Origin of the sequence: Pseudomonas sp. URMO17WK12:I11 (assembly GCF_007677725.1) — a bacterium.
Lineage (GTDB): Bacteria > Pseudomonadota > Gammaproteobacteria > Pseudomonadales > Pseudomonadaceae > Aquipseudomonas.
On the sequence record NZ_VEDF01000007.1, the window covers coordinates 231,065 to 243,714 of the forward strand.

The window sequence follows — 12,650 nt, forward strand, 5'->3', positions numbered from 1 at the left end:
CTGACGATCGGTATTGGATGCTTCGCGGGCGATCAGGCTAGGCCCGCGAATGGCCGCAGCGCGGCCCGTGCACTCAGTTGCCTTTTACGGCGTAGTCCGGACGCTTGTCGTTGCCCGGAATGAAAGGGCTCCACGGCTGCGCGCGCAGCGGTTGCTCGGTTTCCCAGACCACGCTGAATTGCCCGTCATCCTGGATCTCGCCGATCATCACTGGCTTGTGCAGGTGGTGATTGCGCTTGTCCATGGTCAGGGTGAAACCCGACGGCGCCTTGAAGCTCTGCCCGGCCAAGGCCTGGCGGACCTTGTCGACGTCGGTGGATTTGGCTTGCTCGGCGGCCTGCGCCCACATGTGGATACCCACGTAGGTGGCTTCCATCGGATCGTTGGTCACCGCTTTGTCGGCGCCGGGCAGGCCCTTGGCCTTGGCATAGGCTTTCCAGTCGGCGACGAACTGCTGGTTGACCGGATTATCCACCGATTCGAAGTAGTTCCAGGCCGCCAGGTGACCCACCAGCGGCTTGGTATCGATGCCGCGCAGCTCTTCTTCGCCGACCGAGAAGGCCACTACCGGCACCTCGGTGGCTTTCAGGCCCTGGTTGGCCAGTTCCTTGTAGAACGGCACGTTGGAGTCGCCGTTGACCGTGGAAATGACCGCAGTCTTGCCGCCAGCGGAGAATTTCTTGATGTTGGCGACGATGGTCTGGTAATCGCTGTGACCGAACGGGGTGTAGACCTCTTCGATGTCCTTGTCGGCGATCCCCTTGCTGTGCAGGAAGGCGCGCAGGATCTTGTTGGTGGTGCGCGGGTAAACGTAGTCGGTGCCCAGCAGGAAGAAGCGCTTGGCACTGCCGCCGTCTTCGCTCATCAGGTACTCCACGGCCGGGATCGCCTGCTGGTTGGGCGCAGCACCGGTGTAGAACACGTTCGGCGACATTTCCTCACCTTCGTACTGCACCGGGTAGAACAGCAACCCGTTGAGTTCTTCGAACACCGGCAGTACCGATTTGCGCGACACCGAGGTCCAGCAACCGAACACCACCGCGACCTTGTCCTGAGTCAGCAACTGACGGCTTTTTTCCGCGAACAAGGGCCAGTTCGAGGCCGGGTCGACCACCACTGGCTCCAGCATCTTGCCGTTGACCCCGCCCTTGGCGTTGATCTGCTCGATGGTCATCAGCGCCATGTCCTTGAGCGACGTCTCGGAAATCGCCATGGTCCCCGACAGCGAATGCAGGATGCCGACCTTGATGGTCTCGGCCGCCTGGATGCTCCAGCTCAGGCCCATTGCCGCAAGCGATGCGCTGAGGGTAAAAGCCTTGATCAGACTGCGACGCTTCATGTGCTCTCTCCGCTGAGTTTTTATGTGTTGGGCAAGCGGGGAGGGGCGTTGCAAGGGGTGTGCCTAATGGCCAAAGCGCCAGGTTAGAGCAGCTGTGCCAGGGGCTGGGGCGTTTACGCGGTCCAGCCTGGTGCTTGCTCGATAGGCATGCACAGCAATGGGGCCGCTGGGCGGCCCCAGTATCGTTCAGCCGTTACGCACCGCATTGCGCGGGTGGCGTTTGCTGCGTACGAATTGGTAGGTCACCGCCAGCAGCAGGAACCAGATCGGCGTGACGACCAGCGCCGAGCGGGTGTCGGCCTCCAGGCTCAGCAGCACCAGGATGAAGGCGAAGAAGGCCAGGCACACGTAGCACATCACCCGCCCGCCGGGCATCTTGTAGCGCGAGGCCTGGTGCAGCGCGTCGCGGTGCTTGCGGTAGCGCAGGTACGACAACAGGATCAAGGTCCAGACGAACATGAACAGCACGGCCGAGACCGTGGTCACCAGGGTGAACGCCTCGATCACGTTTGGCACCAGGTAGATCAGCACCGCGCCCAGCAGCAGACAGGTGCAGGAGAAGTACAGACCGTTGGCCGGTACCGAACGGCTCGACAGCTTTTCGAACGCACGCGGCGCGTCGCCTTCCTGGGATAGGCCGAAGAGCATGCGGCTGGTGGAGAATACCCCGCTGTTGGCCGAGGAGGCCGCCGAGGTCAGCACCACGAAGTTGATGATGCTCGCTGCAGCAGGCAGGCCAGCCAAGACGAACAGCTCGACGAACGGGCTCTTGCCTGGCACCACGTCGCGCCAAGGCGTCACTGCCATGATCGCGATCAGCGCCAGCACGTAGAAGATGATGATCCGGACCGGGATCGAGTTGATGGCCCGCGGCAGCGTGCGTTCAGGGTTCTTCGCCTCGGCGGCAGTGGTGCCGACCAGTTCGATGCCGACGAAGGCGAACACGGCAATCTGGAAGCCGGCGAAAAAGCCCATCACGCCATTGGGGAACATGCCGCCGTCGTTCCACAGGTTGGCCAGCTGCGCAGTGCGCCCGCTGGGTGAGGTGAACCCGGTGATGACCATGTACAGGCCGGTGGCGACCAGGCCCAGGATGGCGATGATCTTGATCAGGGCGAACCAGAACTCCATTTCGCCGAACATTTTCACGGTGACCAGGTTCAGCGACAGCAGTACCGCCACGCAGGTGAGCGCGGGAATCCACTGGGGCAGCTCGGGGAACCAGAATTGCGTATACGCAGCGATCGCCACCACGTCGGCGATACCGGTCACCACCCAGCAGAACCAGTAGGTCCAGCCTGTGAAGTAGCCGGCCCAGGGCCCGAGCAGGTCGGCGGAGAAGTCGATGAACGACTTGTAGTTGAGGTTCGACAGCAGCAGTTCGCCCATGGCGCGCATGACGAAGAACAGCATGAAGCCGATGATCATGTAGACGAAGATGATCGACGGTCCCGCCAGGCTGATGGTCTTGCCCGAGCCCATGAACAGGCCGGTGCCGATGGCGCCACCGATGGCGATCAACTGAATGTGACGGTTGGTCAGGTTGCGCTGCAGATGCTGGTCATCTGGCGCAGTCGGAGAAGTTTGCGTCATTTAAGCTGCATTCCCTTGAAGGTCAGTCTTCTTGTCAGAGGTAGCCGGCTAGGCTAACACGCTCGTGCCAGATGGGGGCGCGACAGATCGACTCCAGTTTCCGGGTGCAGATGCACACACCGGTCGGCGCGTTCGCAGCCCCGCTGGCGAACGCGCCGGTCGTGCAATCGGTCAGGCGCTGGCAAGGATCCGGCGGCGCTTGACCAGCAGGCTATCGATCACCCACATCAGCACCATCGACACCCCCACCAACGGGAACAGCACCCCCAGCACCAGCATCACCGCCACCGCTGCCTTCCAGCGCGGCAGGTCATGGCGCAGCGGTGGCACCCCCAGCCCGCCGGTGGGGCGGCGTTTCCACCACATCAAGAGGCCACTGACCGAACTCAGCAGAATCATCAGGCACACCAGCAGGATGATGATCTGGTTCAGCGGCCCGAACATCTTGCCTTCGTGCAGCATCACCCCAAGCTCGGTGGCGCGGGCCACCGGGCTATAGTCGCGCCAGCGCACATCGGCGAGCACCTTGCCGGTGTACTGATCCACGTGCAGGGTGGCGTCGTTGCGTGGGTCATCGGCGAACACGGCGATGGTGAACACACCCTCGGCCGTGGTCGGCGCGGTGATACTGTAGCCAGGCTCGACCTGGCGTGCGCTGGCGATGTCCTGCACCTGCTGCAGGCTTACCTGCGGCGCGGCAGGCCCGCTGCTCATGCCGTGGTGCCCGGCGTGCTCGGCATGCGCGCCAGATTGCGGCATCGGGGTGTTTTCCATTGCCCAGGGTACGGTCTGACGGTGGGCGTGGTTCAGCGCGCGGGCCTGTTGGTCGGACTGCGGCACGGCGTTCCACATGGCCGCCGGAAAACGGTTCCACAGGTCGGCATACTGCTTGCCCCAGAACCCGGTCCAGGTCATGCCGCTGAGCAGCATCAGCAACAGCAGGGCCGAGCCCCAGAAACCGCTCACTGCATGCAGGTCACGCCAGAACAGCCGGCCCCGGGCCGCCAGGCGTGGCCACACGACTCCGGCGCCGCTGCGCCCGCGTGGCCACCACAGGTACAGCCCCGACACCACCAGCACGATGCCCCAACCGGCGGCCAGCTCCACCAGCCGATCGCCGACGCTGCCGACCATCAGTTCACCGTGCAGCGCGCGGGCGATGGCTTGCAGGTTCTGCTTGCCGTCCTGCTCGCCGAGCATCTTGCCGCTGTAGGGGTCGATGAACACGTTCAGCTCACGGCCTGCGTCATGCACGACGAATTGCGCGCTGCGCTCGGCGTTGAGCGGCGGCAGGTACTGGCCGACATGGCCCTGCGGGTAGGCCTGGCGCACGCTGGCCAGCAGCGTGTCGGCGCTTTGCCGGTGATCGCCGGCCTCGACCACCATCAGGTCGCGATACAGCAGCGGATCGAGCTGTGGCTTGAACAGGTAGATGATGCCGGTGAGCGCCAGCAGGATCATGAACGGGGCGACGAACAGCCCCGCGTAGAAATGCCAGCGCCAGGCCAGGTTGTAGAAGGAAACGCGTGTTCCACTCATGGGAACCTCCTTTGGACCCACATGAGGGCGCGGCCGCAACCGCGCCCATCGTTATCGTCAGAAGCTGAAATCGACTTTCGTCCACAGGGTCCGGCCTGGCTCGTTGACCGCCTGAGGGTCGCTGGCCGGATAGCCGAACCCGGCGTTGCCGGCCAGGTTCAGGTGCTCGGCGTAGGTCTTGTCGAACAGGTTGTCGACACCGGCGCTGAGCTTGAGGTTGCGGTTGATCTTGTAGGCGGCGTTGAGCGAGAACACGCCGAAGCCTGCGCTCTGGCCGAAGTCCTTGCCGACCACATTGCCCTGGTTCTGGCTGATGCGGTGCTGCGCCGCCACCAGGCGCCACAATGCGCCAGCGCTCCACTGCTCGCGCTGATAGGTCAGGCCCAGGCGGCTCTCCAACGGCGGCATCTGCGCCAGGGCGCGACCGTCGCTGCTGTTCTTGCCCCAGGCGTAGGCCATGGTCGCGTCGGCTTTCCAGCGCTCGCTCAGGGCGTAGGCTGCGCCCACCTCGCCACCCATGATGCGGGCGTCGATGTTGCGCGCTTGCGATGTGCTCATGCCCATCATTGCGCTGCGGTAGTCGAACAGGATGTAGTCGCGGATTTGCCCGACATAACCCGAGGCCCAGGCCTCCAGACGCTCGCTGCGGTAGTGCAGGCCAACGTCGAGCTGGGTGGTCTTCTCCGGCTTGATGCTGTCGAAGGCGTTGAGCGAACCTGCCGGTCCCCGGGTGGGGGAAAACAGCTCCCAGTAGTCCGGGAAGCGCTGGGCATGGCCCAGGCCCACGTAGGCGGTGGCGGGCACTGCCGCGAGATCGTGCTCGTAGCGCACGAAGCCGCTGGGCAGGGTGTCGGCGCGGGTATTGTCGCGGGTCAGGCTGCTGGCGCGGTAGTCCTTGGCCGACGCGCGATCAACGCGGGCGCCGGCGATCAGCCGGTCAACGCCTGTGGCGTACCAGGTGGCCTCGGCGAAGGCGCCGTAGTCGTGAAATGCGGCATCCTTGGTCCAGGGCAGGTGCTTGTAGGTGTCGATGCCCATGGCGCTGCGCGCACGGTGTTGATTGGTCTGTGCATCGAGGCCGCCGATCAGCTGCACGTCGGCCCAGCGCCAGGTCGCCTTGATGCGCCCGCCCATGGTGCGGCGTTCGACGGCGGCGGCCATGGGCCCGGCCATCATGCCGGTGCCCGAGGGCGTGCGCAGGCTGTAGTTGTCCATCACGTGGTCGGCGTAGTTGTAGTAAACCTGCGCCTCGACCTTGTCGAGAACCTCGCCGAGGTTGGACTTTTCGACCCGCAGCCCCAGGCTTTCGCGCTTGAACTGCGCGCCGTCCATGCCGCGCCCGGCATAGCGGGCTTTACCGTCGCCCTTGCCTGCGCTGAGTTCGACCAAGGTGTCCTGGTCGGGCGTCCAGCCCAGCGCTACGTCGCCGTTCCACTTTTCCCAGCGCGAGGGCACGCTGTCACCGTGGCCGTCGTGGTAGTCGTCCGCGCGCGACTGGTTGCCGACAAATCGCGCGTAGCCCTGGCCGTTGCCAGCTGCGGCGTCCAGCACCTTGTCGAAACGGCCATTGGAGCCGGCCAGCAAACTGGCGTTGACCCGGCTGCCGAGGGTGCCGAAGGATACCGGTTCGCGCTCGAACAGAACCGTCCCGGCCGACCCGCCCGGGCCCCAGATGACGCTCTGCGGGCCTTTGATCACGGTCAGGCGGTCATAGGTTTCCGGTGCGATGTAGGACGTCGGCGCATCCATGCGGTTGGGGCAGGCGCCGAGCATCAGCCCGCCATTGGTAAGGATGTTCAAACGTGAGCCGAACATGCCCCGCAGCACCGGGTCGCCGTTGGTGCCACCGGCACGGATCGCGGCAAAACCCGGGATGGTTTTCAGGTAGTCGGCGCCATCACTGGCCGGTACGGGTTGGCGCGGTTCCTTGGGGTTGGTCACCACGGTCAGCGGAGAGCTTGGCGCGATGGCGGTGACGACGGTGGGGCTCAATTCAGCCTCTGGGTGAACATGGCCCGTTGGCGCGGCCACGGCCAGTGGGGCCAAGAGCGATCCGCACAGCGCCGTGAGCGCAGCGCCTCGGTTGGATTTGGACACAAGGGTACAGCCGGACATAGTGATTCCAGTCGATCAGTCAGGAATGAACGCGAAGCCGTGTGGCTTCGAGCGTTAGCGATTGGCTCAAACGCTGATCGAAGAGGGCGGCGCGCGGCTGCGCGCCCCTGGAAATACGGCCTGTCGGGCATGGCCCTGGCGTGTCGGTCGACCGTTGAGGGTGGGCGGGACGCTGCTGGCCAGCGCGAGGGGGCTGTGGGTCTGCGGCAGGGCGGGGCAGTTGAACAGCAAGCTGCAATAGCCGCATTTTTCCCACATCACATGCAACTGGCCATCGTCGCCATGGCTTTGCTGCATGACGCCTGAGGCGTGGTGGGCCTCGGGCATGGACATCGACATCGGCATGGACATGCCGGCGTGGTGATCCATCGGCATCGACTGAGCGATCAGTGGTCCGATGAAGATCATCCACATGGCGAACAGGCTCAGCCAGCCGCCACCGATGCGCCTGCGTTCAGGGCGGGTGGTTCGGCTGGAGCTGTTGCGAGGCAGGCTCATGCTCGCGAGTGCCGGTCAGCAGCTATCAGTGCGCGTGCTGGTGATCCTGCGTGGGCTGCGCTGGCGCCTGCTGCTGCACGGCAACCTGCACGGTGATGTCGCCGGCCCTTTGGAAATGCAGGGTCAGCGGGAAACGCTGGCCATCGCTGAGCAGGCTGCGGTCCTTGGGCTGCATGAGCATGACGTGATAAGCGCCGGGAGCGAAGGTCAAATCCTTGCCGGCTGGCACCACCACGCTCTGGACCTGTTGCATGCGCATGGCGCCGTCGCTGCCCTGGGCGTGTTCGTGCAGTTGCGCGTCGTCGCTGATCGGACTGTCGACGCTCAAGAGGCGGTCATCGACCTTGCCGTTGTTGTGCACGACGAAGTAGGCCGCGACATTGGGCGCGTTGGGCGGCAGTTGCAGTGACCACGGGTGGGCGATGTGCAGGTCGCCAACGCTGTATTCGTGGGCGCTGGCATAGGCACCGGGCAGCAGCAGGGCGGCCAGGATGAGGGCATGCTTGAACATGGTGAGTCTCCGATCGATTGAGGTTCAGGCTGACAGCTGAAAACTCAAGGCAACGGGAGAGGCGCGGGGGTTGAGCGCAGGCCATAACTGGCGCGGAGTGGGGCGATAATCGATGAGCGCCGCGACCTGCCCGGCGAACAGCGCGGGCGGGGTGTGCAGTTGCGCCGGATAGCCTGGCAGCGCCAGCAGCGGGGCCGCGCCCGAGCAGCACCAGCAGTGCTGCATGTTGGAATGCTGGTCGCCCTGGCTGCCGAGGTCGATCTTGGCCAGGGCCTGGATATCGACCTTGGCCTTGCCGGTCATGCTGGAACAGAACGCCCCCCACAGCAGCTGATCGGCCGGGCCTTTGGGCGCGGCAGAAGACAGCGGCATGGCCAGCAGGTTGAACAGCACTGCAAGGCAGGCTATCCAGGCAAGGTGCCGACGTGGGGGCATGGAGAGATCCGGTCAGGAATCGTGGGCGGTATTGTAAAACGGAGTATAGGGAAAAATGCCGGGGTGCGGTGAAGTGACGCAGATGGCCCCGGCTGCGCCTTACACCTTGCCACGGCCCATCAGGCCACGCACCGTCTCCTGCAGGTCCGCAGGCAGCACCACGACCTTGGCATTGTCGCTGCTGGCGAGGTTTTCCATGGCGCCGATGTAGCGCTCACCGAGCAGGTACATGGCCGGTACGGTCTCGTTGCCCACCGCGTCCTTGACCAGGGAAATGGCACGTGCCGACGCTTGCGCGAGGTTGATCTGCGCCTCGGCGTCGAGCTTGGCCGCCTGCAGACGGGCTTCGGCTTCGAGGATCGCCGCCTGCTTGGCCCCTTCGGCGCGCGTCACGTCGGCTTTTCGTTCACGCTCGGCGGCAGCCTGGCGCTCCATGGCCAGCTGCATGTTCTGCGAAGGCTTGATGTCCTGGATTTCCACCGAGCGTACGGTGACGCCCCAGTCCTCGGTCTGCTCGGACATGGCTTCGCGCAGACGCGCCTTGATCTGCTCGCGACTCGACAGGGCTTCGTCCAGGTCCATGGCGCCGACGATGGCGCGCAGCGAGGTCATGGTCAGGCTGGTGACGGCGAAAGAGAAGTTCTGCACGCCGTACGAGGCCTTCTGCGGATCGACCACCTTGGCGAAGCACAGCGCGTTGGCGACGATCACGGCGTTGTCTTTGGTGATGATTTCCTGCTCCTGGACATCGAGAATGATGTCCTTGGTCGGCAGCCGGTAGGCCACCACGTCCATGTAGGGAATGACGATGTTCAGGCCCGGCTTGAGCGTGTTGTGGTAGCGCCCGAGGCGCTCGACGATCCATTCCTCGCCCTGGGGCACGATGCGCACGCCCTTGAACACGGTGATGAGGACGAACACGGCGAGGGCGCCGACGACGATGAGGCTGGTCATGGGAAACTTCCTTTTAAGTTGAGTCGATCAGGCGCGCACGACCCGCGCGGTGTTGCCTTCGACGGCGATCAATCGCACCCGCTCGCCGGCGGGGATGTCGGTGTCGGCGACGCAGGTCCATTCTTCGCTGCCCAGCAACGGCTTCTGGAAACGCACACGGCCTTTCTGGAACTGCGAAACGCTGGCGGTGAGCAGGCCGACTTCACCGATCACGCTGTCTGCGGTCCAGCGCACGTCTGGCTGCTTGGGCTTGAACAGCCTGAACCAGAGCAGCGTGGTCACCGAGGAGAACAGCACCCAACTCAGCACTTGCATGTCCAGCTGCAAGGTCGGCGCGGCCATGGCGATCAGCGCCACCAATACTGCGCCGATACCGAACCAGATGATGAAGAACGTGGGCAGGACCAGTTCGAGCAGAATCAGCGCGATGCCGAAGACCAGCCAGATCCACCATTGCATTTCCATTTGAGCCATACCCTGCGCAGTAGGAGGGGAAGTCTATCCTCGCGTCGAGGCTAATGGCCATTTAGATCTGTCTGATCAGAGAGTGTCTTTTGCCGATTTGCGCTGTGGGAAATTTCTACAAGAATCTGGAAACCTGGGCATCAGACCCGCCAATCTTCGTCGATCGGTCAATGGCATATGCGTTCGAGCAAGGCCTGCACGTCATGAAACTCCCGGTCCGCGCTGGGCAGTTCAGGCCGCTTGAGCACCAGCACCGGAACCCGGCGCTCGCGGGCGACCTCGAGCTTGGGCTCGGTCGCCGCGCTGCCACTGTTCTTGCTGACCAGTACATCGATGCCGCGCCGCGCGAACAGGGCTCGCTCGTCGTCCAGGCGAAATGGCCCGCGGGCGCCGATCACTTCGCAGCGGGCGTTGCCGGGGCAGGCCTCCAGGGCGCGCAAGGTCCAGAACTGTTCTGGCGGAATTTCATCAAGGTGTTGCAGCGGCTCGCGCCCGAGGGTGAACAGCGGGCGGCGAAAGGGCTTGAGCGCTTCGATCAAGCCTGGCCAATCCTCTACCTCTCGCCAGTCGTCGCCGGCCTGCGCCTGCCAGGCTGGCCGGCGCAATGCCCAGTACGGTATACCGACGGCGCGTGCCGCGCTGGCGGCATTGCGGCTGATCTGCGCAGCATAAGGGTGGGTGGCGTCGATCAGCAGGCTGATGCCGGCTTCGCCGAGGTAAGTGGCAAGCCCCTCGGCGCCGCCGTAGCCGCCGACCCGTACCGTGCAGGCAAGGTCCTGCGGTACCCGGCCAATGCCGGCCAGGCTGTAGACATGCTCAGGGCCAAGCTGGCGCGCTACCGCCAGCGCTTCGGTGATACCGCCCAGCAGCAGGATGCGCTTCATTGCACACCCGCCGTGCCGACCACGCCACCCTGGCGGTCGATGGCGAACACCTCGACCTGGACCTGGTCCGGCACCACGCTACGGGCGAAGGCCAGGGCATGGCTACAGACGGCGTCGCCCAAGGCAATGCCGGCGGCGTGCGCCAAGGCCAAGGCCTGCTGGCTGGTGTTGGCGGCTACGATGGCCGCTTGCAACTGATCGTCGGCACCGAGCGCTGCGGCCCAGCCGGCCAACTGCGGCAGGTCGATGCTGGAATGACGGCTGTGCAGGTCCATGTGCCCGGCAGCCAGCTTGCTGATCTTGCCGAAGCCACCGCACAGGCTCAGGCGTGCCACCGGCACCTTGCGCAGGTGCTTGAGCACCGCACCGACGAAGTCGCCCATCTCGATCAAGGCGATTTCAGGCAGGCCGTAGACTCGGCGCATGGTGTCTTCGCTGGCGTTGCCGGTGCAGGCGGCGATGTGCCGGTAGCCATTGCTGTGGGCGACATCGATACCCTGGTGGATGGAGGCGATGTACGCCGCACAGGAGAACGGCCGGACGATGCCGCTGGTGCCCAGAATCGACAAGCCGCCGAGGATGCCCAGGCGCGGGTTCATGGTCTTCAGCGCCAGCTGCTCGCCGCCCTGGACGTTGACCGTGACTTCGAAGCCCCCGGTATAGCCGCAGTCATTGGCCAGCTGCTGCAAATGCTCGCAAATCATGCGTCGCGGGACCGGGTTGATCGCCGGCTCGCCCACCGCCAGCACCAGACCGGGACGGGTCACGGTACCGACGCCTTGGCCCGCAACGAAGCGCACGCCCGCCTGCGCTTGCAGGCGGATCTGACTGTAGAGCAACGCGCCGTGGGTCACGTCCGGGTCATCGCCGGCGTCCTTGAGGGTGCCGGCCTCGGCCATGTCGTGGTCGAGCCGGCAGAATTCCAGACGCATCTGCACCACCTTGCCCTTGGGCAGGGTGATGCTGACCGCGTCATCGCACTGGCCGGTGAGCAGCAGTTTGGCCGCAGCCAGGCTGGTGGCGGTGGCGCAGCTGCCGGTGGTCAGGCCGCTGCGCAGTGGGGCGGGTTGTTCGCGGGTTTCCTCACGCATCGAGCGGTTTCACCACGTCGAGCAGAGTGATCGGCAACGCCTGGCGCCAGGTATCGAAGGCGCCCAGCGGCTGGGCGTGGGCTACATGGATGCGGGTCAGGTCGCCGCCCTGCTGCTGGCGAAACTGCGCCAAGGCCAGTTCGCTCTGCACGGTCACCGCATTGGCGACCAGGCGTCCGCCGGGGCGCAACCGCTCCCAGCAGTGCGGCAACACCCCTTCAGCGGTCACGCCGCCGCCGATGAAGATGGCGTCTGGGCGTTCCAGGCCGGCCAGCGCCTGCGGCGCCTTGCCGCGCACCAGTTGCAAGCCGGGCACGCCGAGGGCGTCGCGGTTGTATTCGATGAAGGCCTGGCGGCCTGCGTCGGCCTCGATCGCCAGGGCGCGACAGGCCGGATGGGCGCGCATCCACTCGATGCCGATCGAGCCGCATCCGGCGCCCACGTCCCACAGCAGCTCGCCCGGCTGCGGCGCCAGGCGCGCCAGGGTGATGGCGCGCACGTCGCGCTTGGTCAATTGCCCGTCATGGCGAAAGGCGTCGTCGGCCAGGCCCGGCACCCGGGGCAGGCGCAGCGCATGGAGCTCAGCCAGACATTCGATGGCCAGCACATTGAGCGCGGCGCTGTCGCCGTGGGGCCAGTCGTCGGCGCTGCCGCTCACCTGCCGCTCGGCTGGCCCGCCCAGGTGTTCGAGCACGTGCAGGCGGCTGGGGCCGTAGCCACGCTCGCGCAGCAGTGCAGCGATGGCCGCCGGGCTCTTGCCGTCGTTGCACAGCACCAGCAGGCGCTGGCCGCTGTACAAGTGAGCATTGAGCGCCGCAAGCGGGCGCGCCACCACCGATAGCACCTGCACGTCGTGCAGCGGCCAGCCCAGGCGCGCGGCAGCCAGGCTGCAACAGGACGGCATCGACAGCACCTGCATTTCTGCTGCTGCCACCTGGCGCGCAAGGCTTGCGCCGACGCCATAGAACATCGGGTCGCCGCTGGCCAGCACGCACACCGGTTGGCCACGCAGGGCCAACACCGGGGCGAGGGCGAACGGGGTTGGCCAGTCTTGCCGCTGCGCGCCGATGCAAGGCGGGAGCAGGGCCAGCTGGCGCGGGCTGCCGATGATCAGCGAGGCACCCAGCAGGGCGCGGCGGGCCTGTTTGCCCAGGCCGCCGTAACCGTCTTCGCCGATGCCTACTACTGTCAGCCAGGGGGTCATGTGTGTGCTTCCGCCATAATTT

At 65.3% G+C, this 12,650-nt stretch carries 12 protein-coding genes; all 12 read right to left on the reverse strand.

Annotated features, from left to right (window positions below):
* Positions 1-73: 73 nt before the first annotated feature.
* The 12 genes from urtA to cbiE all read right to left on the reverse strand — a co-directional run bounded on the left by urtA (position 74) and on the right by cbiE (position 12,628).
* Positions 74-1,339 (reverse strand): urea ABC transporter substrate-binding protein, encoded by a 1,266-nt coding sequence (urtA, locus tag FS665_RS15465; protein WP_145190103.1) that lies wholly within the window; start codon positions 1,337-1,339, stop codon positions 74-76.
* A 186-nt stretch (positions 1,340-1,525) separates the two neighbouring features.
* On the reverse strand, positions 1,526-2,932 hold the full coding sequence (cycA, locus tag FS665_RS15470; RefSeq protein WP_145190107.1) for a D-serine/D-alanine/glycine transporter: 1,407 nt from the start codon (positions 2,930-2,932) through the stop codon (positions 1,526-1,528).
* 171 nt (positions 2,933-3,103) lie between these two features.
* Entirely contained in the window at positions 3,104-4,471 is a 1,368-nt protein-coding gene (locus FS665_RS15475; protein WP_145190110.1) for a PepSY domain-containing protein, read from the reverse strand.
* 57 nt (positions 4,472-4,528) lie between these two features.
* The gene (locus FS665_RS15480) at positions 4,529-6,586 is read right to left on the reverse strand and encodes a TonB-dependent copper receptor (protein ID WP_145190113.1); all 2,058 of its coding nucleotides are present in this window, start codon (positions 6,584-6,586) and stop codon (positions 4,529-4,531) included.
* 66 nt (positions 6,587-6,652) lie between these two features.
* The gene (locus FS665_RS15485; protein ID WP_145190116.1) at positions 6,653-7,084 is read right to left on the reverse strand and encodes a DUF2946 domain-containing protein; all 432 of its coding nucleotides are present in this window, start codon (positions 7,082-7,084) and stop codon (positions 6,653-6,655) included.
* 25 nt (positions 7,085-7,109) lie between these two features.
* The gene (locus FS665_RS15490) at positions 7,110-7,595 is read right to left on the reverse strand and encodes a copper chaperone PCu(A)C (RefSeq protein WP_145190119.1); all 486 of its coding nucleotides are present in this window, start codon (positions 7,593-7,595) and stop codon (positions 7,110-7,112) included.
* Positions 7,596-7,619: 24 nt separating this feature from the next.
* Positions 7,620-8,030 carry a DUF2946 domain-containing protein gene (locus FS665_RS15495; RefSeq protein ID WP_145190122.1) on the reverse strand — a complete coding sequence of 137 codons (411 nt, stop codon included), beginning with the start codon at positions 8,028-8,030 and terminating at the stop codon, positions 7,620-7,622.
* Positions 8,031-8,129: 99 nt separating this feature from the next.
* Entirely contained in the window at positions 8,130-8,984 is an 855-nt protein-coding gene (locus FS665_RS15500) for an SPFH domain-containing protein (protein ID WP_145190125.1), read from the reverse strand.
* Between the two features lie 27 nt (positions 8,985-9,011).
* Complete coding sequence (locus FS665_RS15505) at positions 9,012-9,449, reverse strand: NfeD family protein (RefSeq protein ID WP_145190128.1); 438 nt, start codon at positions 9,447-9,449, stop codon at positions 9,012-9,014.
* Between the two features lie 167 nt (positions 9,450-9,616).
* Complete coding sequence (locus FS665_RS15510; protein WP_145190131.1) at positions 9,617-10,333, reverse strand: cobalt-precorrin-6A reductase; 717 nt, start codon at positions 10,331-10,333, stop codon at positions 9,617-9,619.
* Positions 10,330-11,424: a cobalt-precorrin-5B (C(1))-methyltransferase gene (locus FS665_RS15515; RefSeq protein ID WP_145190134.1), complete on the reverse strand. Its 1,095-nt coding sequence runs from the start codon at positions 11,422-11,424 to the stop codon at positions 10,330-10,332. Before FS665_RS15515 ends, FS665_RS15510 begins: the two co-directional genes overlap by 4 nt.
* A complete protein-coding gene (gene cbiE / locus FS665_RS15520) occupies positions 11,417-12,628 on the reverse strand; it encodes a precorrin-6y C5,15-methyltransferase (decarboxylating) subunit CbiE (protein ID WP_145190136.1) in 1,212 nt (403 codons plus the stop codon). Before cbiE ends, FS665_RS15515 begins: the two co-directional genes overlap by 8 nt.
* Between the last annotated feature and the right edge of the window lie 22 nt (positions 12,629-12,650).